Origin of the sequence: Pedobacter africanus (assembly GCF_040548825.1) — a bacterium.
GTDB lineage: Bacteria > Bacteroidota > Bacteroidia > Sphingobacteriales > Sphingobacteriaceae > Pedobacter > Pedobacter africanus_A.
In genome coordinates, this window is the sequence record NZ_JBEPSL010000003.1 from 733,070 (window position 1) to 752,715 (window position 19,646).

General features: G+C 46.2%; 18 protein-coding genes. 8 read left to right on the plus strand and 10 right to left on the minus strand.

All coding sequences use genetic code 11. The features are described 5' to 3' along the window. Positions 1-4 precede the first annotated feature (4 nt). The 6 genes from ABIE26_RS18870 to ABIE26_RS18895 form a co-directional block, all read right to left on the minus strand. Positions 5-1,291, minus strand: a complete 1,287-nt coding sequence (locus tag ABIE26_RS18870) for an MFS transporter (protein ID WP_310144833.1) — start codon at positions 1,289-1,291, stop codon at positions 5-7. After that, complete coding sequence (locus ABIE26_RS18875) at positions 1,288-2,172, minus strand: alpha/beta hydrolase (protein WP_310144835.1); 885 nt, start codon at positions 2,170-2,172, stop codon at positions 1,288-1,290. Before ABIE26_RS18875 ends, ABIE26_RS18870 begins: the two co-directional genes overlap by 4 nt. A 19-nt stretch (positions 2,173-2,191) precedes the next feature. Next, entirely contained in the window at positions 2,192-2,533 is a 342-nt protein-coding gene (locus ABIE26_RS18880; protein WP_310144836.1) for a cupin domain-containing protein, read from the minus strand. A 6-nt stretch (positions 2,534-2,539) separates the two neighbouring features. Further along, positions 2,540-4,675 carry a heparinase II/III domain-containing protein gene (locus ABIE26_RS18885; RefSeq protein ID WP_310144838.1) on the minus strand — a complete coding sequence of 712 codons (2,136 nt, stop codon included), beginning with the start codon at positions 4,673-4,675 and terminating at the stop codon, positions 2,540-2,542. A gap of 31 nt (positions 4,676-4,706) precedes the next feature. Continuing rightward, complete coding sequence (locus ABIE26_RS18890; protein WP_310144840.1) at positions 4,707-5,444, minus strand: FadR/GntR family transcriptional regulator; 738 nt, start codon at positions 5,442-5,444, stop codon at positions 4,707-4,709. Between the two features lie 232 nt (positions 5,445-5,676). Then, entirely contained in the window at positions 5,677-7,221 is a 1,545-nt protein-coding gene (locus ABIE26_RS18895) for a choice-of-anchor I family protein (protein ID WP_310144842.1), read from the minus strand. A 180-nt stretch (positions 7,222-7,401) separates the two neighbouring features. Between ABIE26_RS18895 and ABIE26_RS18900 the strand changes: the two genes are divergently transcribed. Further along, a complete protein-coding gene (locus ABIE26_RS18900; protein ID WP_310144845.1) occupies positions 7,402-8,643 on the plus strand; it encodes an MFS transporter in 1,242 nt (413 codons plus the stop codon). Here the strand turns inward: ABIE26_RS18900 and ABIE26_RS18905 are convergent. The 3 genes from ABIE26_RS18905 to ABIE26_RS18915 are packed head-to-tail and all read right to left on the minus strand — an operon-like array spanning position 8,640 to position 11,352. Further along, positions 8,640-9,221 carry a LutC/YkgG family protein gene (locus ABIE26_RS18905; protein WP_310144846.1) on the minus strand — a complete coding sequence of 194 codons (582 nt, stop codon included), beginning with the start codon at positions 9,219-9,221 and terminating at the stop codon, positions 8,640-8,642. The two genes, ABIE26_RS18900 and ABIE26_RS18905, sit on opposite strands and share 4 nt — an antisense overlap. Continuing rightward, a complete protein-coding gene (locus ABIE26_RS18910; protein WP_310144848.1) occupies positions 9,214-10,593 on the minus strand; it encodes a lactate utilization protein B in 1,380 nt (459 codons plus the stop codon). The genes ABIE26_RS18905 and ABIE26_RS18910 overlap by 8 nt, the downstream gene beginning before the upstream one ends. Before the next feature lie 24 nt (positions 10,594-10,617). After that, on the minus strand, positions 10,618-11,352 hold the full coding sequence (locus ABIE26_RS18915) for a (Fe-S)-binding protein (RefSeq protein WP_310144849.1): 735 nt from the start codon (positions 11,350-11,352) through the stop codon (positions 10,618-10,620). A 145-nt stretch (positions 11,353-11,497) separates the two neighbouring features. Here ABIE26_RS18915 and ABIE26_RS18920 point away from each other — a divergent pair, with 145 nt between their 5' ends. The 5 genes from ABIE26_RS18920 (at position 11,498) to ABIE26_RS18940 (ending at position 16,529) form a co-directional block, all read left to right on the plus strand. Next, on the plus strand, positions 11,498-12,556 hold the full coding sequence (locus tag ABIE26_RS18920; protein WP_310144850.1) for a LacI family DNA-binding transcriptional regulator: 1,059 nt from the start codon (positions 11,498-11,500) through the stop codon (positions 12,554-12,556). Continuing rightward, entirely contained in the window at positions 12,556-13,398 is an 843-nt protein-coding gene (kduI, locus tag ABIE26_RS18925) for a 5-dehydro-4-deoxy-D-glucuronate isomerase (RefSeq protein ID WP_310144851.1), read from the plus strand. Before ABIE26_RS18920 ends, kduI begins: the two co-directional genes overlap by 1 nt. A gap of 16 nt (positions 13,399-13,414) precedes the next feature. After that, entirely contained in the window at positions 13,415-14,551 is a 1,137-nt protein-coding gene (locus tag ABIE26_RS18930) for a DUF4861 family protein (RefSeq protein ID WP_310144854.1), read from the plus strand. 21 nt (positions 14,552-14,572) lie between these two features. Further along, the gene (locus ABIE26_RS18935) at positions 14,573-15,343 is read left to right on the plus strand and encodes an SDR family NAD(P)-dependent oxidoreductase (RefSeq protein ID WP_310144856.1); all 771 of its coding nucleotides are present in this window, start codon (positions 14,573-14,575) and stop codon (positions 15,341-15,343) included. 85 nt (positions 15,344-15,428) lie between these two features. Further along, on the plus strand, positions 15,429-16,529 hold the full coding sequence (locus ABIE26_RS18940; RefSeq protein ID WP_310144857.1) for an SGNH/GDSL hydrolase family protein: 1,101 nt from the start codon (positions 15,429-15,431) through the stop codon (positions 16,527-16,529). A 1-nt stretch (position 16,530) separates the two neighbouring features. Here ABIE26_RS18940 and ABIE26_RS18945 read toward each other — a convergent pair whose 3' ends face one another. After that, the gene (locus ABIE26_RS18945; RefSeq protein ID WP_310144862.1) at positions 16,531-17,400 is read right to left on the minus strand and encodes an AraC family transcriptional regulator; all 870 of its coding nucleotides are present in this window, start codon (positions 17,398-17,400) and stop codon (positions 16,531-16,533) included. Between the two features lie 320 nt (positions 17,401-17,720). Here ABIE26_RS18945 and ABIE26_RS18950 point away from each other — a divergent pair, with 320 nt between their 5' ends. Both ABIE26_RS18950 and mtaB read left to right on the plus strand, forming a co-directional pair. After that, the gene (locus ABIE26_RS18950) at positions 17,721-18,284 is read left to right on the plus strand and encodes a UbiX family flavin prenyltransferase (protein WP_310144864.1); all 564 of its coding nucleotides are present in this window, start codon (positions 17,721-17,723) and stop codon (positions 18,282-18,284) included. A gap of 24 nt (positions 18,285-18,308) precedes the next feature. Continuing rightward, complete coding sequence (gene mtaB / locus ABIE26_RS18955; RefSeq protein WP_310144869.1) at positions 18,309-19,628, plus strand: tRNA (N(6)-L-threonylcarbamoyladenosine(37)-C(2))-methylthiotransferase MtaB; 1,320 nt, start codon at positions 18,309-18,311, stop codon at positions 19,626-19,628. Positions 19,629-19,646 lie beyond the last annotated feature (18 nt).

The window sequence follows — 19,646 nt, forward strand, 5'->3', positions numbered from 1 at the left end:
ATGTTTATTGATGAATTACTTTTTTAGCTGTGATGTATTTGATGCATATCCATGTGATGGGTACCAGCACTGCTGCCAGTACAAAAAAGGATACATAACTTGTTTTGGTGATGATCGGGACGGCCCAGGTAGTGAGCAATGTGCCGGCCACTGCGGCTGTACCGCCCATGCCCGCTACCGTGCCTACGTTTTTACCGTGAAAATAATCGCTGGGCAGGGTCTGGATATTGCCGATCAGGAACTGAAAGCCGAACAGGGTGGTACCTATGAGCACCATGGCCAGTGTAGGGGTGTCTTTCAGCCCGTCCAGGAAATAAACGATGGCCGTTAATGAAGCCAGCATAACGATGCAGCCCAGTGTAATGGAGTTTTTTCTGGCCTTTACCGCATTAACGCCCTGTTTTACCTGCCGGGAAGAGTGGTAACCCCCGGCCAGACTACCGATGGCGGCAAAGAGATAGGGCAGCCAGGTAAAGGCGCCGATCTGTTTGATGTCGAATAAAAACTGCTCTTTTAAGAAAGTAGGCAGCCAGGTCACGAACAGCCACCATACCGGGTCTATAAAGAACCTGCCGCTGATGATGCCCCAGGTATTCCTGAATTTCAGTAGTTCTTTCCAGCTCAGCACCTTTGTGGTTTCGGCTGGCTTGTTGTCCTGCAGGTCGGTATCCAAAATGTGCTGCTTTTCTTTTTCAGTAAGCCATGGGTGTTTATCGGGCGCTGCTTTGTTGATCATTAGCCAGGGGATGACCCAGATGAGGCCCAATGCCGCAATCAGCACAAAGGTCATTTTCCAGCCAAAGGCGATATACAGCAGGGCGATAACGGGTGCCGATACCACGGAACCCAGTGAGGCGCCTGCACCAAAGATGCCCTGGGCGATTGCCCTTTCTTTAGGGGGGAACCATTCCGCATTGCTCTTGGTGGCGCCAGGCCAGTTGCCCGCCTCTGAAAAGCCCAGCAGGAACCTGAAAATATTAAACGACAAGAGCGTACGCGCAAAGGCATGCAGGGCAATGGAAATGCTCCAGCCGATAATGGAAATGGTCATGCCCAGGCGCGTACCTACCGCATCCATCAGCTTACCGGTGAAGGTTTGCCCCAGTGCATAGGCAATCATAAAAAAGGTGGTGATGAGGGCAAGCGCACTTTTATTGTCGGCATCTGCAATGCCAAATTCCTTATAGATGTAGGGCCACATGATGTTGATGGCGCTGCGGTCAATGTAATTGATCACCGTTGCCACGGCGATCAGTGCAATGATATACCACCTTAGTCCTTTCAGTTTCATAAGCCAAGCCCTTTCAGAAAGTCCATAATTTTGGCGTTGACCATCCTGTTGTCTTCAGGAGAGAACTTGCCATGCAGTCCGCCTTTTACCGTAATGAACTCATTTTTTACACCCAGCTGGTCCAATTTGGCCTTAAGGGCAACAGACTGCTGGTAAGGCACAATGGGGTCGGCATCGCCATGCACAATAAATACCGGCGGACTTGTCTTTTTAACCTGGTAGAGGGGGGAAACAGACATGGCGAAATCTTTATCCTTTGCCTTTTCGCCCAACCAGGCAGTAGCCGATTTGCTGGTTTTTATAGGGCCATAACCCCAGTCCCATACATCGGTTATGCCGTATTTATCAATAATGGCGGCAACTTTAATGTTTGCTATGCCTTTGCAATTGGTATCAAAAATGTGGTCGTTTTCCAGCAATCCACCCATTAAGGCCAGGTGCCCACCGGCCGAACCACCCATAATGACGATCTTATTGGGGTTAATGTTCAGTTTTTTAGCATTGCTGATCAGGTAAATCAGGGCACATCGGGTATCTTCCACAGCCGCCGGAGCAGTAGCTACACCGGTTAAGCGGTAGGCAATGTTGGCCACTGCGTAGCCTCTTTTAAAAAAGTCGCCAAAGCCCGTCTGAGATTCTTTGTTGCCCTTGTTCCAGCCGCCGCCATGGATATTGATGACCAGCGGACTGCTGCCATTTTTTTCCGGCGGCAGGTATAAGTCCAGCTTGCCTTCCCAGCCATTTACCCTGGAATACACTACATTCAGCTGTTCCGTAAAGCCTGCAGGGTAGCTTACTTTTTTTACAACCTGTGCCGAATCCTGGGCAATAAGGGTCTGACTGGCCAAAAAAAGCCAGCAAATTAATGCGATATGTTTCATCTTATTTTAGCTTATAAGGTTAACTTTTAAGGAAATCTTCGCGGTGCGGAGAAAAAACATCTATTAAAATTCCCGGTTCAATGCATACACAGCCATGCCATACATGTGGGGGTGCATAAAAACCATCACCTTTTTTGATGATCTTTTTTTCATCACCAATGGTCATTTCAAATACTCCGCTCTCTACATAGGTCACCTGCGAGTGGCGGTGTTCATGCAGCACACCCACAGCATCGGCTTCAAACTTTGCCTTCACCAGCATGATCTGATCGTCGTAACCATAGATCTGCCTTTTGATCCCGTTACCCAGATCTTCCCAGGGCGTTTCTTCATCTATTTGAAATAAATTGTTCTGTAACATGGCGTATTAATTAAGTTTTATAAAATTCTCTTTGTTCTTGTAATTGATCTGGTAAGTATAAGCTTTGTTTTTCACTTTAAAGGATACGGTAACCTGTTCTTTATTGGCGCTGATGATCTTTAGATCGTTAACTACAGCGTTAGCGCCGGTAGTGGTTTCGCTCACGGTATTGGTATTGCCGTGGGTTTCCACAATGTTAAAGAACACCTGGTTTTGGGCTTTTGGGACCGACAGCATTAAGGCCTTGCTTTCGATCAGGCTCATGTCAGGGTCATTTGCGCCCAGGCTCAGCATCTTCATATTCAGTTTACCTTCGCTGGCAAAATGGACAGTGTAAAACCTTTTGTTATTTAAAATGCTCAGGTAGCCGGTATTTTGGGCAACAGGCTGTTCGGCATTGAGCCAGATGTGCTGGTAGCCGTCCTTAGTGCCAAGCGGTTTCAGCTGGTCTGTAAAAGCACTGATCTTTTCTGATGAGGCAACAACATGTCCATTGTACCAGAAAGGAAGGTCGTATTGGTGGGGCTGGGCTGACTGCACCTGGAAAATATCAATCAGGAGCGGTTTTTTGAGTGCATCTACTTTAAGCAGGGCAGAAGTTCTGATCATTTGTACATCCGGATAGGCATGGTTTTCAGCTGCGCTGACTACCTGCAGGTCTTTATCGCTTTTAAAGTACAGGATCTCAGGGTAGTTTTGCTGTGCTGCATCCGGATTCCCATTGTAGTGTGAGGTCTGATCGACCACCAGGGTGTTGTGGGCAACTGTCTGCTTGGCCCAGGTTTTATTTTCCGGCAGGTAATCGCCACCTTTTTTTGATTCGATGTTGATGAACCTGGCGGCCCCGTAATCCGGAAATATTTCTGTGTTGTTGTCGTAATAAAGCAGGTTCAGCCGGTCAAAATGCCCGTGTCCCATGCCTTGCGATGCGGCTTTGATGAGCAGGGCCTGCTGATCGTCATTGCTGCCATAACGCAGGATGCCCAAACCGCCTTCATTACCTTGAGCACCATCTTTAATCATTTGCGACTGGTAGGCAAAGGGTTTGGTTTTACCGGCCTGAAGGTCGGCCGCTACTTTAAGTCCCGCATCTGATACAATCACCTCGTCCTGTTTTCCGGCAATATCCAGCAGGTCTGGTGCCGATTTGATGTCGGCATAGGCAATGTCTACCCCATATACCAGTTCAGCGGTTTCGTAGGTCTTGCTTTTTATGGCATCGTTGATTGGGAAAAACGTGCCATCGGTATAGGTCAGTTGCAGGGAGGTATGGATGGCCTTGGCCAGCAACTGATTGCGGTATTCGAATATCTTTAAGCCCGGCTGGAAATTGTTGATCGCTTTAGCAAAAATGATAAAGGGCAACAGTGCATATCTTTGGTAGTAAGGGCCTTCCGTATAATAGCCATCAGGCGAAAACAGCTGGTCTATCTGGGCCAGATAACCTGTTTTACCATCTTTTGCAGATCCTTTGATTGCCATTTCTACATATTCCGGTTTGTTCAGTATGTAACCGGTCATGCCCACTGCAGCGATGTCCCAGGTGCCGTGGTTGTGGATCTTATCAAAGGTTTCTTTACAATCTATGGTAAAAAACTTAAGTATAGGCTCAAAGAGGTCTTTGGTAATGGTTTCCCTGTTTTTAGGGGAGATGGCATCATAGGCCATATCATAACCCTGTATGGTATACACCTGCCATACAAAATCGTTGAGGCTTTGCCAGAAGATCCTTCCAGCCTGGTGGTTTTCTTTTCTTTTTGGATGCAGCGGCCATTGGGTATAACCGGCCGCATATTTAAGCAGGATGTTTTCTACATAGGCAGCATATTTCCTGTCGCCCGTAATCTGGAAAGCAATGCCGCAGTTTAAAATATTGCTATAGTTCTTTTTGTGCTGTTCGTGTGTAGCGCCGCCGCCAGCGTCTTTGGGGGTAGGCACATGGATTGGCTCTGCTAATGCTTTATCTGCCTCGGCCTTTACTTTTAGCCATGACTTTTTGAGCAGGGGGTAGGTTATAGTTCCCTTTCTTACGGCTTCAATATTTTTTTTGGTCAGCATGATGCCCGGATGTTCCTGGGCTGCAAGAGACAAGGAAAACATCAGGCAAAACAATACCATTACCAACTTTTTTGAGTAGTTCATATTTGTTTAAAGAAAAGGGAATCGTTCTTACTTACTGGTCATTAATTATTTTTTGTGCGGAAAATCCCGCTCTGCTAATCTGGAACATATCGTTAAGGTGTGCGGCAACCGCATTTTCGGCAGCATCAATATCCTGGTTTTCTATGGCCGTTAATATATTTCTATGCTCGGTTATGGCCAGTTTGCCACGGTTGTCGCCACAGATTTTACTTTCTACAATACTTTTAATGAGATCTGGTATTAAAATCAGGATCATGGATTCAATCACAGAATTTTTGGATGCCCTGGCTATGGCGATGTGGAAGAGCATATCTTCCTCAACGGCATCCTGATTGTTATTGGTCTTGGTCTCATAATCGAGCATGGCCTCTTTCAGGTTAATGAGGTCCTTTTCGGTCCTTCTTTCTGCCGCCAGCTTTACTGCATCCAGTTCCAGGTAGTAGCGGGCTTCCAGGAGTGCGTTAAAATCTTCCTTGTTAAACTTGATGATGTCTGTAATGATATTGTCCAGCACCTTAATGCTGAGTCCCGATACATAAGTTCCGCTTTGCGGGTTTGTCCGGAGCAATCCGTAAAATTCAAGCTTTAATATGGCTTCACGTACATAGCTGCGACCTACGCCAAATTTTTCGGCCAATATCCTTTCTGCTGGTAAACGATCGCCCGGCTGCAATTGCCCGCTGGTAATCAGTTGTTTGAGCTGACCTATGATCTTGTCTACCGGTGATTCTACTTCTATTGACCGGATGGTCTCTATAAATGATTTCATACAATATATTTGGTCTACCAATTATTGGTTAACCAAATATAGCCATTAAAATGAATTATCCAAAAGAAAAAATAACTCAGATTATTCTGTGTGGCGCTGGAGGGTGGCAATGCCGGAAAATGTTCTTAGCCCGACTGCCACTTGTATTTTTTTTATTGGTAAAGTCTTAATCCCTCCTTCATGCTGTCCAGATTGGCCGAAGGAGGGATTCTTTAGTTTAAGCCGGAGCAGGCTAACTTATAGTTTTAGACGTATATACCTTTACTACCCCATCGCCTTCGCTGCTTACCACCAGCAGGCTTTTTTTAGTGGGGCTGTCTTTGGCCGGAATGAAGAGAAGGCCTTCAGGCGCATCACCACATTTCAGCAGTTTAAGGAATACAGGCCCAGAGGGATTGGTTACGTCATATACCGCTACTGCATCTGCTCTTTCCATACCTACAAAAGCTACTTTTTTATGGCCTACAGTGCCTATGGCAATACCTTCTGGCTCCACGCTTTTGTCGTCACTTCTGCCATCATCGTATACCTTTTCGTCTGCGCATTTAGCATCCAGTTCATTTTTGCTGTCAAAAACCTGTACACCGGTAATCCCATTCCAGACCGAAAATGAACGTGCGCCAAAGGAGTAAAGTTCATCCAGGTCGCCGTCTCCATCAATATCACCAAGAGTTGGGGTGATGTTCAGTCTGCCCAGTTGATCTTCTTTTTTCAGGTCTGCCGCATTGGGGAATTTAACGGCATCGAGAGCAACTGTTTTGTCGCTCACACGTTTTGCTTCTATGAAAGTGTCATATTCCCGGGCATCACCTTCATTGGCTGTAAACAGGTAGGGTATACCGTTACTTTCCAATACAGCAATGGCATCGGGCATGTAAATGCCTTTAACCGGCCATTTGGCTGCTACATAACCTGCGGATTTATCGGATGGATCTATTTCGTTACCGGCAGTATTGTAATCTTTGAAGCCTAACGGAAAAATATTGCTAATGGTTTTGGAAGCAATATCTATTTTAGCAATACCATTGTTTTCCTGCAAGGTTACCCAGGCTGTTTTAGAATCTTCAGCTATGGTGATGTATTCTGGTTCTATGTCTTTTACAAAAGTGCTGTTTGGTCCGAAGATCCTGAAACCTTTTTGTACCAGCGTGGTTTGCTGGCTGGCCATGGAAGAGAAGTTTACAGTGGTAACTGCATAGTTTTCATTTACTGAAATGATAGAAACACTGCCTTCGGGATCAACGGTATAAGTCGGATTTGGTTCACCTTCGTTGGCACTCATGATGTACCTGCCATCGGGAGAGAAAGTGACCATATCAGGTAATGCACCTACAGTAACCTGGCTGATCACACTATGATCGCTGGTTTTAAATACAACTACTTTACCGTTGGCCGTTTTATCAGTTGCCTGTATAGCGGCCGCAAGTTTACCGGAATGTACGGCCAAACTGTTTACTGCACCACCAAATGGCTCCACGCTGATGTTGCCAATTACTTTCATTGCCGCCGGGTCTTTAAAATCAATTACCTCGATGCGGTTAACCTGGTTGGGCTTGCCTTCATTCTCATTTTTTACGACAAAGAGCTTTTTGGTTTCCGGATCGTATGCAGATATTTCGGCGGCCCCAGTTTCGCCAATATCAATTGTACTGATTTCAGCAAAAGTGGTTGGGTCTTCGTTTACAAAAAAATCAGGTTCTTCAGTTGGATTTTTGTCTTTTTTACAGCTGGTAAAACCAATTGTTAAAGAAAGTGCAAATAGTAACAATCTTCTCATATGTATTTCTTAAGTTTAGCTGCGAATGTATTGGCGGGATGTAAATAGCAGGTAATGTTAGTGTTAACTTTTCCTTTGTTTTAGTTATTATGAAATAATTTAAAAAGAATGCGATAGTTATTTATAAAAATAAATATCTTAGCCTGTACAAATCACCAAACCAAACTATAAATTACACAGATGACCACCATCACCAAAGAGAAAAGCGCAGCAGCATACCTGTTTAGCGCGCCTGTTATTGTAGCCTCATTAGGCTATTTTGTAGATATCTACGATTTGCTTTTATTTGGCATAGTCCGCATTCCGAGCTTAACCGAACTTGGCCTCGATGAAGCAGCTGTTTCGATAGAAGGAGCAAGCATTTTAAACTGGCAGATGACCGGTTTATTGCTTGGCGGGATTTTGTGGGGTATCCTGGGCGATAAAAAAGGCCGGCTTTCGGTGTTGTTTGGTTCGATCATTACCTACTCAGTAGCCAATTTTGCCTGTGGTTTTGTACACGATGTTACCATTTATAAAATACTGCGTTTTATAGCGGGGATAGGTTTAGCTGGTGAACTTGGTGCGGGTATTACCCTGGTGTCTGAAAGTTTGCCTAAACGGTTGCGGGCCATTGGTACCTCGGTTGTAGCCGGGGTAGGTTTGCTTGGTGCTGTGGTAGGCTATTTTACCGTTGAGTTGTTTAGCTGGCGAAATGCCTATTTTATTGGCGGGGGCATGGGAATTTTGCTGCTGTTTTTAAGAATAGGTGTGTTTGAATCGGGCATGTTCCACGCGATGAAAGAAAAACACAATGTGGCCAAAGGGAACTTCCTTTCTTTTTTTACCAAAAAGAGCCGCCTGGTTTTGTATCTGAAATGTATCGGAATTGGCTTGCCAACCTGGTATGTGATCGGGATACTGGCCACATTCAGCAATGAGTTTGGTAAGGCCCTGGGGATCAGTGAAGCAATTAAACCCGGACTTGCAGTAATGTGGTGTTATGTTGGACTTGCCGCGGGCGACCTGGTGAGCGGACTGGTCAGCTACTGGCTGGAATCGAGGGTGAGGGCGGTAACCTACCTGATGATCTTTACGGCCATAGGGGCCATCATTTACCTGTACGGCGGTATCAGTTCGGCTACTGGTTTATATGCCATGTGCCTGTGGATCGGTTTTGGCATAGGTTACTGGGCAATGTTTGTGACCATAGGTGCCGAGCAGTTTGGTACCAATGTAAGGGCTACAGCGGCTACCACCATCCCGAATATGGTTAGGGGCACAGTGGTGCTGATGACCACCATATATACCACATTAAAGCCGCATGTGCTGGAACTTCATGCGGCCGGTATCTTAGGTTTGCTGTGTTTTGGTATTGGCTTTTACTGCATCAGGACCATCCCTGAAACGCACCATAAAGATCTTGATTTTGTGGAGGACTAATCCAGCGCAAAAACCGTCATGCCTTTTGGTCCGTGTGCACCCAGCACGAGCGACTGTTCTATATCGGCTGTTTTTGAAGGGCCGGCAATAAAACTTCCAAAGCCATAATCGGCGGTGCCTATATTTACATAGGCATCGTGCATGGTTTGTACAATCTCCTTTTTACTGATCACCACGGCCAGCTGCTGGCAGATAAAGGGAACAGCCCTTTGCTGCATCAGGTCTTCGGTAATCCAGATGGCAGCATTTTCTGCCACACCAAAATGGCCTTTGATGATGGCCAGTTCTACATTGGCATAGCTGTGCGGGTCCTGGTTTTCCCAGCCCTGTTCCGATATCCCGGCCAGTTCCGGTAGGGTGGATATGATGCGTTGTCTGCCAAAATGTGTTTTGATATAATCCTGTATTGCCTGAAAACCGGTAACCTCAACATAGGTACCGCCTATTGCCGTTAATACGGTTGCAAATGCAGTTACCGGATCTGCTGCCGGAAATGCAGTCTGCAGGTCGGCCGGAAGTGGTTTAAGGTCGGGCTGGTTGTCCAGCACTCTGGCCAGTATCTGTTCTCTGCTAGTCATTTTTCTTGTTCTTTTTATACCATTCCCCAAACGATTGTGCTGGTACCTGCGGCATCTCGCGGTGCTGGTACCAGAGGTTTAATTTGTTGTTTACAGTAAAAGGTGCATGTTTCATGAACCATCTGCCGGCCTTGCCTGCGTTTCTGTATATCGTTGGGCTGGAGAGTGTAAACTCCATGGCTTTCATGGCCATCTTTTTCTTAGGGTCGGCATAGCCTTCCTTCACAATTACCTGCCGCCATTTGTACAACTGTTCATGTATGTTGATCTTTACCGGGCATACATTGCTGCAGGAACCACAAAGGGTGGATGCAAAAGGCAGGTCGGCATAGTCCTTCATGTCCAGATTCGGGGCCAGGATGGAGCCAATCGGGCCTGCAACAGCAGTATGGTAGCTGTGGCCACCACTGCGGCGGTAAACCGGGCAGGTGTTCATGCAGGCTGCACAGCGGATGCATTTAAGCGAGTTCCTGAAATCGGGTCTGCCCAACTGGGTCGTCCGGCCATTGTCGACCAGCACCAGGTGCATTTCCTGTCCGGGCCGTGGTTTTTTGAAGTGACTGGAATAGGTGGTAATGGGCTGTCCGGTAGCGCTCCGGGTAAGTAACCTTAAAAATACACCCAGGTTCTTTCTTTTAGGGATGATCTTTTCGATGCCCATGCAGGCGATGTGTACATCGGCCAGGTGTGCGCCCATATCGGCATTCCCTTCGTTGGTACAAACCACAAATTCGCCTGTTTCGGCAACGGCAAAGTTTACGCCGGTAATGGCTGCTTTACGCGTCAAAAATGTTTCACGAAGATGTTCACGCGCCGCCGCAGTTAAAAACTGCGGGTCGGCCATTCCTTCCGGGGTGCCCAGGTGTTCGTGGAACAATTCGCCGATCTCTTCCTTCTTTTTATGGATGCAGGGCAAAACAATATGGCTCGGCGGCTCCTTGGCCAGTTGCACAATGCGTTCACCCAGGTCGGTATCAATAACTTCAATGCCGTTTTGCTGCAGGTACTCATTCAGGTGGCATTCCTCGGTAAGCATGGATTTGCTTTTGATGAGGCGGTCTACACGGTGGCCCTTCAGGATGGCATGTACAATGCGGTTGTGTTCTTCGGCATTGGCTGCCCAATGTACCTTTACACCATTCTGCTGGGCCTTTTCTTCAAACTCGAGCAGGTAATCGTGTAGGTTGGAAAGTACGTTGTTTTTGATATGGGAAGCAGCTTCCCTCAGGCTTTCCCATTCGGGTATACTGTGTGCGGCTTTGTCGCGTTTGGCGCGGACAAACCATAAAGTCTCGTCGTGCCAGTTTACCCTTGCTTCGTCCTGATTAAAAATGTCGGATAACTGGGCGTGGTCTTTTGTTCCTGAATTCATTTGATGTATTGCTGGAATGGGTGGCTATTGTGCGTTTAATATTTCGGCGATGTGCAAAACCTTTACCTTGCTCTGCTGGCGGCGCAGGATACCTTCCATGTGCATCAGGCAGGACATATCGGCCGCAGTGATGTATTCTGCACCGTTGTTGATGTGGTCTGCCACCCGGTCTTTGCCCATTTTTACCGATACAGCTTCTTCTGCCACACAAAAAGTGCCGCCGAAGCCGCAGCATTCATCGGGCCTGTTCAGTTCTACCAGTTCAAGGCCTTCTACCATTTTCAGCAGCTGCAGGGGCTTCGAAAAAGGGGCATCTACCAGTTCGGTCATCTGCGAAAGCATTAAACCGCGTTGTCCGTGACAGCTTTGGTGCATGCCTACCTTATGTGGAAAGCGGGCAGGGAGCTTTTTTACCTTCAGCACATCCGTTAAAAATTCTGTGAGCTCGTAAACTTTTTTCCGGATGCCGGATGCTTTTTCTTCTGCTGCAGGCGAATGCAGGTGGTCTTTTATGTGCAGCACACAGCTCCCGGAGGGGGATACGATGTAATCGAATTCAGCAAAGTTATCAATGAAAAGGTCGTTACATCCCTGGGTTAAATGTTCGAAACCAGAGTTGGCCATGGGCTGTCCGCAACAGGTCTGGTTGACAGGATATTTTACTGTTATGCCAAGTTTGCTTAATAGATTTAAAGTGGCAATAGCGGCGTTTGGGTAAAACTGATCGATATAACAAGGTATAAATAGGCCTACGTTCATTTATTACAAGGTTTTGGGCTTAAATATAATGTTTTAAAACAATCAGACCATCCTGTGCTGTCATACCGCAGGTAACAAAACGGCTAATTTCTGAAAACGTTTTCATGTAATTAAAAAAAATGTTAGCTTGCCAAATATTTAATTTATGGCAACCGGGAAAAAAACTTATCAGAATACCATACTGGATATTGCAGAAGCGCTAAGGCTTTCTCCTGCAACCATTTCACGTGCTTTAAATAACCATCCTTATGTAAAGGAAAAGACACGCAAGGATGTGATAGAGATGGCGGCCAAGCTGGGCTACCGGAGGAACCATATGGCTTCGGGCCTGCGGAGCAACAAAAGCCGTACTGTAGGGCTTATTGTACCCAGGGTGTCCATGTTTTTTCATGCCGAAGTAATTACTACCATTCAGAACGATCTTCATAAGCAGGGGTACAGCCTGATCATTTGCCAGTCAAACGATTCGGTAAGTATGGAAAAGGAACTGACCGAGACCTTATACGCTTCGAGGGTGGATGCTTTAATTGCAGCCTGTACCCTTCAGACCATAGATTTCAGCCATTTTGATAAGTTTACCGAAAATGGTACCCCGGTGATATTTTACGACCGGGTTCCTGTGGAACCGTATCGTGCCACAATAGTTAAGGGCGATGATTTTAACGGCGCCTACCAGGCTACCAGTCACCTTATTGCAGCCGGATGCCGGAAGATAGCCCACATTGCCGGGCCGCTGACCTCCAATCTGTACCAGGACCGGGCGGCAGGTTTCGCCAAAGCAATGGAAGAACATGGGCTGGAGCTCAGAACTGACTGGATCTTCCATCAGGAACTGAGTGCAGAAAATGCCATGCGGGCCATGCGGCAAATGTTTGCGGGCGGGGAGGTTCCTGATGCCTTGTTTGCAGACAATGATACCACGGCCATTGCGGCCATACAGTTTGCCAATGAAAAAGGAATTGCCGTACCGGCTGCGCTTAAAGTAGCGGGTTATTCCAATGACCCCAGAACAGCCATCATTACACCGCCGATCACTTCTGTGGAACAGTTCCCGGAAACCGTAGGCAAGCGGATCGTAGAGGCGCTTACTGGGCTTTTAAACAGTGATGCGGCAGAACCTGGCTACATCACTAAGGCTGTCGTTGTTCCCGTGCAGCTGGTGAGCAGAATGTCTACAAGTACAATAAATAAAAATACAATATAATGAAAACATCTTTTGAAAGCCGTTATGCAGTGAGTCCGGGTGAAGCGAAGCAATTTGATACTGCCGCTTTGCGTAAGAATTTTTTAATGGAAAGCCTGTTTGAGGCAGATGCTGTTAAGCTGACCTTGTCGCATTTCGACCGTTACATCACCGGTGGTGTGATGCCGGTAAATGAGGCCGTCGAATTGTCGAACCCCGAGAACCTGAAAGCCGCTTTTTTCCTGGAAAGAAGGGAACTGGGCATCATTAATGTTGGGGCGAAAGGTAAAGTTATTGCAGACGGGGTAACTTATGAACTTGAATTTAAAGAGGCCCTGTACCTTGGTAAAGGCACCCAGGCGGTAAGCTTTGCATCCGAGGATAAAAACAATCCTGCGAAATTCTATATCAACTCTGCACCCGCACACCATACTTATCCCAATAAAAAGGTTTCAAAAGCGGATGCCGAAATTGTTGAATTGGGTAGCCCGGAGACTGCCAATCACCGTGTGATCAATAAATTGCTGGTGAACAGTGTGCTGCCTACCTGCCAGCTGCAGATGGGGATGACTGAACTCAAAAGCGGGAGTGTATGGAACACCATGCCGGCGCATACGCACGACAGAAGGATGGAAGTGTATTTTTATTTTGAGGTACCGCAAGGTCAAAGCGTTTGTCATTTTATGGGCGAGCCGCAGGAAACCAGGCACATCTGGATGCAGAACGAGCAGGCGGTCATCTCTCCAAACTGGTCTATCCACTCGGGCGCAGGTACCAGCAATTATACCTTCATCTGGGGAATGGCTGGTGAAAACCTGGATTACGGGGATATGGACCACTGTGCAATCAATGATTTGAAATAATAAAGATCAATATACAATGAAAAGAATATTAGGTGTTTTATTGCTGTTACCGGTACTGTCTGTACCTGTGATGGCACAAAGCGGGGCAGCAAAAGCTACCATAACGGTAAGCAACCCCTTAAACGCAGATCGTAACAACGCAGTTGTGGCGGTAAGCTGGACAGCGGTAACCGCAAAATATCCGGGTATTGATACGGCTAATTTTAAAGTGATCCATGCGGTAACCAAAAAAGAGCTGCCTTTTCAACTGGAACATCATGGAGAAAAGGCCATCCAAAACCTGCTTGTGCAGCTGAGCCTGAAAGCAAACGCCAGCAACAAATTGCTGATCGTAGCTGGTAAACCGGCAGCTGTAGCTAAAAAGACCTATGGCCGCTATGTGCCGGAGCGTTATGACGATTTCGCCTGGGAGAACGATAAAGTGGCTTTCCGTATGTACGGAAAAGCATTGGAGACCCGGAAAGACAATGCTTTTGGAACAGATATATGGGTAAAAAGAACCAATAAGCTGGTGATCAACGACTGGTATAAGACCGGTGATTACCATACCGACCATGGAGATGGAATGGATTATTACAGTGTAGGACTTACGCTCGGGGCAGGTGATATTGCGCCGGTATGGAAAGATTCTGTTTATTTTCCGCTAAACTATCACCATTGGAAAGTGCTGGACAATGGCCCGCTGCGCACTACCTTCCAATTGGGTTATGATGCCTGGGATGTGGCCGGTAAATCTGTAAAGGTAACCAAAACCATTTCACTGGATGCCGGATCGCACATGAACAGGGTAGAAGCTGTTTATACTTATACTGGTGAGGCCCTGCCTGTAGCTGTAGGTATTGTAAAAAGAAAAGAAGCCGGCACCATTTTAATGGACGAGCAGAAAGGGATTTTAGGTTACTGGGAACCACAGCATGGACCGGATGGGATTACAGGCGTGGGTACAATCGTAACCGGAGCGCCGGTGCTTATGGGCGCTGATAAAAAGCATTTGCTGACTTATACTTCGGCAAAAAACAACCAGGCCGTTGTGTACTACAATGGTTCGGCATGGAGCAAGGCCAACGAAATTACCAGTGCAGCGGCCTGGTTTAAACACCTTGAAACCTTTAAAAAACAATTGGAACAACCTTTAAAAGTGAGCGTGCAATAGCACTCTATAAAAAAATAGAAAATGGCAGTACTAGATTTATTTAATCTGAAAGGAAAAACAGCATTGGTTACGGGCTGCAAACGTGGTATAGGTAAAGCAATGGCCGAGGCCCTGGCCCAGGCTGGTGCAGATATCATTGGCGTTTCGGCAAACCTGGAACTGAGTGGCAGTGAGGTAGAAAAGTCGGTTACTGCGCTGGGCAGAAAATTTTATGCCTATCAGTGCAATTTTAGCGACCGTGAAGCGATCCGGGCATTTTGTGAGCAGGTAAAAACCGACCATCCGGTTATTGATATCCTGGTGAACAATGCAGGAACTATCCTGAGAAAGCCTATCGCCGAACACCCCGATGAATTCTGGGATGAAGTGGTGGCTGTAAACCAGACCGCGCCTTTTATCCTGACCAGGGAAATTGGCAGGGATATGGTTGCCAGGGGAAGCGGAAAGATCATTTTTACGGCTTCATTGCTTACTTTCCAGGGCGGTATTACCGTTCCGGGTTATGCGGCAAGCAAAGGCGCAATAGGGCAGCTGACCAAGGCATTTGCCAATGAATGGGCAGCCAAAGGTGTAAATGTAAATGCCATAGCTCCCGGATATATCTCTACCGACAACACTACAGCTTTAAGGGCAGATGAAAACCGTAGCCGTTCTATCATGGAGCGCATTCCTGCAGGACGCTGGGGCGAGGCAGAAGATTTTATGGGACCAATCGTGTTCCTGGCTTCAAAAGCATCTGACTATATGCATGGTACGGTTATGACTGTTGATGGCGGCTGGATGGGCAGGTAGCTTTATACTTTTTAATTTATTTTTAAAAGCAGGCTATTTATGGTCTGCTTTTTTTATACCTTAGACTAAACACTAAGACAAAACCATGAAACCAAATTTACTCTTCGCCTTCCTTTTATTTTTTACTGTAAAATCTGCTGTTGCACAAACTGAAAAAAACTACAAAACCTGGAACCCTGCAAGTGAAGCCAAAAGTATGGTAGCCGGACAGGCCTGGCCTAAAGAGGCCCAGGATTACTACGACCGTTTACCGGCAAGGGCAGAAACGGCCGTGCGCAAGCCGGTATGGAACCTGTCGAAAAACAGTACGGGAATGAATCTGCGTTTCAGGTCGGATGCAGAAGAGATTGTGGTGAAATACCAGGTAAAAGGCAACCTGCAAATGCCGCATATGGCTGCAACAGGTGTGAGCGGGGTAGATTTGTATGCCAAAAGCAGCGATGGGAAATGGCTTTGGGCAAGGGGGGCTTATTCCTTTAAAGACACCATTGTGTATCGTTTTACCCGGTTGCAGGCAGCTGGTACAAAAGAACCGGAATATACCTTATATCTTCCGCTTTACAATTCTGTAAAATGGCTGGAAATCAGTGTGCCGGAAAAAAATACTTTTGTTCCATTGCCGGTACCTCAAAAGCCCATTGTGGTGTATGGAACTTCCATTGCCCAGGGCGCCTGCGCCAGTCGGGCCGGCATGGTCTGGAGCTCCATCCTGAGCCGCAAGCTGGAACAGCCTTTCATTAACCTGGCATTTTCAGGTAACGGGCCTATGGAAAAAGCAATTGTGGACCTGCTGCCCGAAATTGATGCAAAGCTGTACGTGCTGGATTGTTTACCGAACATGACCGGCGAGCATTTTACGGATGAGGAGATCAACAAGCGGATTGAATATGCCGTTGCAGAATTGCAAAAGAAAAAACCAGGGGTACCTATTTTACTTACCGAGCACGATGGCTATACGGATGAAGGTTTAAATCCGGAAAGAAAGCGTGCCTATGAAAGGGTAAATGCAGTGATGGACAAAACTTTCAAGACCATGAAAAGCAGGGGTGTAAAAAATATCTATCTTTTAACGAAAGCTGAGATCGGTCAGGATATCAACACCATGGTAGATGGTACCCATCCAAACGACATCGGGATGATGCGCTATGCCGAGGCTTACGAAAAGGCCATCCGAAAAATCAGGTAAGTTATTTGCTGAGGTACGATTTCTGATAGGATAGGGGGCTTTGCCCGGTAATGATCTTAAAATGTTTATGAAAGCTGGCAAAATTATGAAAGCCGCTTTCATAACAGATCTGCTTTACATTCATGTTGTCTTCTATCAGCAGTTTGCAGGCATGCCCCACCCTGATCTCGCTGATAAACTGGGTGTATGTTTTCCTTGTCCGTGATTTAAAGTACCGGCAAAAGGAATTCGGGCTGATATTGGCTACTGCTGCCATTTCTTCCATCTGTATCTTTCTTTTGAAATTGTTCAGCGAGTAATTGTAAATGGCATTGATCCTGTCGTTCTCTGTTTCTTCAAAATCGTTACGGAAGCCAATAGAAGAAAGGGGCTTATCCTGCGCACTGCTTTCAATGGCCAGCAATGCTTCCATCAGCAGGATAATCCTTGCCGGACCAGTAGCCAGCAGGATCTGTTCCATCAGTTCGCCGATGTGTTTTTTATTGTTTTCCCTGATCTGAATTCCGCGTTGTGCTTTCTCCAGGGTTGAACGGATGCCCTTATTTTCGGGAAGGGAAAGAAAATGGTTGCCCCAGAAGTTTTCGCAAAAATGAACCACCACTACATCGGCGTTGTCTTCTTCTTCAGCAGTAAAGTAGCTGTCATCAAATTTCCAGTAATGCGGTAAATGTGCGCCAACCAGTACAATGTCTCCAGAATTGAAACGCTTAATGCTGTCGCCAATAAACTGTGTGCCATTGCCTTTCTTAAAATAGATCAGTTCTACTTCGGCATGATAATGCCAGCGGTTGTTGATGTAAGGCACCCGGTCTCTCCTGGCGCTAAATGAATTTACCAGGTTGTTGGAAACTTTCAGCAGTTGAGGCTTCATATATATTTGGTTAGTGGTGTTGATTTAAAAATAGAAAAATGTTTTAAAAATACCTAATGTAAGACAAAATTGCTACAGATTATGCCAAAATCGCTTAATGTTGCAAATGGAAAAGAAAAGCAGCTTTTTCTACCGGGCTAAAAAAATGAGATGAGAAGAAAAAGAGTTGAAAAAAGTGTGTTTAAACTTTCATTTATTAAAAAAGATAATTACATTTGAGCTTACCCTTTCGAGGGTATGTTTTTCATAGGTAGATGTAGGGTCGAAAATTAATTTTTCGGCCCTTTTTTATTGCCTTCTTCTGTATCTTTACCCCTTCTATGAACAAGAGAAAACTAATTGTTGCGGTTACCGGGGCCAGTGGTTCCATCTATGCGAAGCTATTACTGGATAATTTGCTGAAGTTATCGGATCAGATTGAGCAGGTGGGTGTAGTGATGTCCGACAATGCCAAAGAGGTGTGGCGCTTTGAACTCGGCAACCAGGATTACAACAATTATCCTTTTACTTTTTATCCGAAAATGGATTTCAATGCCCCTTTTGCTTCGGGTTCTGCAAAATATGACACCATGATTATTATTCCCTGTTCTATGGGGACTTTAGGGCGTATAGCGCAGGGAATTTCAAACGATCTGATCTCAAGGGCTGCAGATGTGGTACTAAAAGAGCGCAGGAAACTCATTGCAGTGGTCCGTGATACCCCTTTTAGCCTCATCCACATCAATAATATGAAAACAGTTACGGAAGCAGGCGGAATCATCTGTCCGGCAAACCCTTCTTTTTACAGCATTCCTAAATCCATCGAGGAGGTTGCGCAAACTGTGGTAAGCCGGGTAATCGACCTGGCCGGACTGGAGCAGGACAGCTACCGCTGGAATGAATAGATTTTTCCTATCTTTGCAAATTCAATGAAGAAAGTTGCATTTTATACCTTAGGCTGTAAGTTGAATTTCTCTGAAACTTCAACCATTGGCCGGTTATTTACCGACGCAGGTTATGCTGTAGTGGATTTTACAGCTGGCGCAGATGTCTATGTGATCAATACCTGCTCTGTTACCGAGCATGCCGATAAAAAATGCCGTAAGGTCGTTAAAGAAGCATTGAAATATGCTCCTCATGCCTATGTTACCATTGTAGGTTGTTACGCACAGTTAAAACCAACTGAAATTGCAGAAATAGAAGGTGTGGATATGGTTTTGGGTGCCGCTGAAAAGTTCAGGATTGTGGAATACATTTCAGACCTGACCAAACAGCCTAAAGCGGTAATCCATCAGCAGAACATTGAAAAGGTAAACCATAACTTTATAGCGGCTTATTCTATTGGCGACCGCACCCGTACCTTTTTAAAGGTACAGGATGGCTGTGACTATCCATGTACCTATTGTACCATTCCGCTTGCAAGGGGCGGAAGCCGGAGCGACACCATTGAAAATGTACTCAACCGCGCCAGGCAGATCGCGGAAAGCGGTGTAAAAGAAATTGTACTGACGGGCGTAAACCTTGGCGATTTCGGCATCAGGAACGGACAGCGTGAGGATAAGTTTTTCGACCTGGTAAAGGCACTGGACGAGGTTGAAGGGATAGAAAGAATCAGGATTTCCTCTATAGAGCCTAATCTGCTGAGCAATGAGATCATAGAATTTGTGGCTTCTTCAAAAAGGTTTGTGCCGCATTTCCATATTCCGCTGCAGTCGGGCTCCAACAAAATCCTCGGACTGATGCGCAGGCGTTACCAGCGCGAACTGTATACAGAGCGTGTGGCTAAAATAAAGGCTGTAATGCCTAACTGCTGCATTGGGGTAGATGTAATTGTAGGTTTCCCGGGCGAAACACAGGAAGATTTCCTGGATACTTATCAGTTCCTGAATGAACTGGATGTTTCTTACCTGCACGTGTTTACCTATTCTGAGCGCGAGCAGACCCCTGCGGCCGAAATGAAGGGCCGCGTGGCGGGCAGTACCCGTGCCGACCGTAGCAAGATGCTGCACATTCTTTCTGATAAAAAGAGACGGGCCTTTTATGAGTCGCAGCTCGGTGCTGTTGGCCAGGTACTTTTTGAAGATGACCAGAAGAGCGGATTTATGCACGGCTTTACCAAAAACTATGTAAAAGTAAGGGCAAAATATGATCCGGTAATGGTTAATGAGGTCAAAACCGTTAAACTGGTGGCTTTAACTGCGGATGGAGAGGTAGAAGTTGCAGAAACAGAAGAAGTATTAGCGCATTAATCCTATATTCGCATAAAA

Coding starts and splice junctions, on each gene's coding strand:
- ABIE26_RS18870 (WP_310144833.1), bottom strand. CDS start 1,291: ATGAAACTGAAAGGACTAAGGTGGTATATCATTGCACTGATCGCCGTG.
- ABIE26_RS18875 (WP_310144835.1), bottom strand. CDS start 2,172: ATGAAACATATCGCATTAATTTGCTGGCTTTTTTTGGCCAGTCAGACC.
- ABIE26_RS18880 (WP_310144836.1), bottom strand. CDS start 2,533: ATGTTACAGAACAATTTATTTCAAATAGATGAAGAAACGCCCTGGGAA.
- ABIE26_RS18885 (WP_310144838.1), bottom strand. CDS start 4,675: ATGAACTACTCAAAAAAGTTGGTAATGGTATTGTTTTGCCTGATGTTT.
- ABIE26_RS18890 (WP_310144840.1), bottom strand. CDS start 5,444: ATGAAATCATTTATAGAGACCATCCGGTCAATAGAAGTAGAATCACCG.
- ABIE26_RS18895 (WP_310144842.1), bottom strand. CDS start 7,221: ATGAGAAGATTGTTACTATTTGCACTTTCTTTAACAATTGGTTTTACC.
- ABIE26_RS18900 (WP_310144845.1), top strand. CDS start 7,402: ATGACCACCATCACCAAAGAGAAAAGCGCAGCAGCATACCTGTTTAGC.
- ABIE26_RS18905 (WP_310144846.1), bottom strand. CDS start 9,221: ATGACTAGCAGAGAACAGATACTGGCCAGAGTGCTGGACAACCAGCCC.
- ABIE26_RS18910 (WP_310144848.1), bottom strand. CDS start 10,593: ATGAATTCAGGAACAAAAGACCACGCCCAGTTATCCGACATTTTTAAT.
- ABIE26_RS18915 (WP_310144849.1), bottom strand. CDS start 11,352: ATGAACGTAGGCCTATTTATACCTTGTTATATCGATCAGTTTTACCCA.
- ABIE26_RS18920 (WP_310144850.1), top strand. CDS start 11,498: ATGGCAACCGGGAAAAAAACTTATCAGAATACCATACTGGATATTGCA.
- kduI (WP_310144851.1), top strand. CDS start 12,556: ATGAAAACATCTTTTGAAAGCCGTTATGCAGTGAGTCCGGGTGAAGCG.
- ABIE26_RS18930 (WP_310144854.1), top strand. CDS start 13,415: ATGAAAAGAATATTAGGTGTTTTATTGCTGTTACCGGTACTGTCTGTA.
- ABIE26_RS18935 (WP_310144856.1), top strand. CDS start 14,573: ATGGCAGTACTAGATTTATTTAATCTGAAAGGAAAAACAGCATTGGTT.
- ABIE26_RS18940 (WP_310144857.1), top strand. CDS start 15,429: ATGAAACCAAATTTACTCTTCGCCTTCCTTTTATTTTTTACTGTAAAA.
- ABIE26_RS18945 (WP_310144862.1), bottom strand. CDS start 17,400: ATGAAGCCTCAACTGCTGAAAGTTTCCAACAACCTGGTAAATTCATTT.
- ABIE26_RS18950 (WP_310144864.1), top strand. CDS start 17,721: ATGAACAAGAGAAAACTAATTGTTGCGGTTACCGGGGCCAGTGGTTCC.
- mtaB (WP_310144869.1), top strand. CDS start 18,309: ATGAAGAAAGTTGCATTTTATACCTTAGGCTGTAAGTTGAATTTCTCT.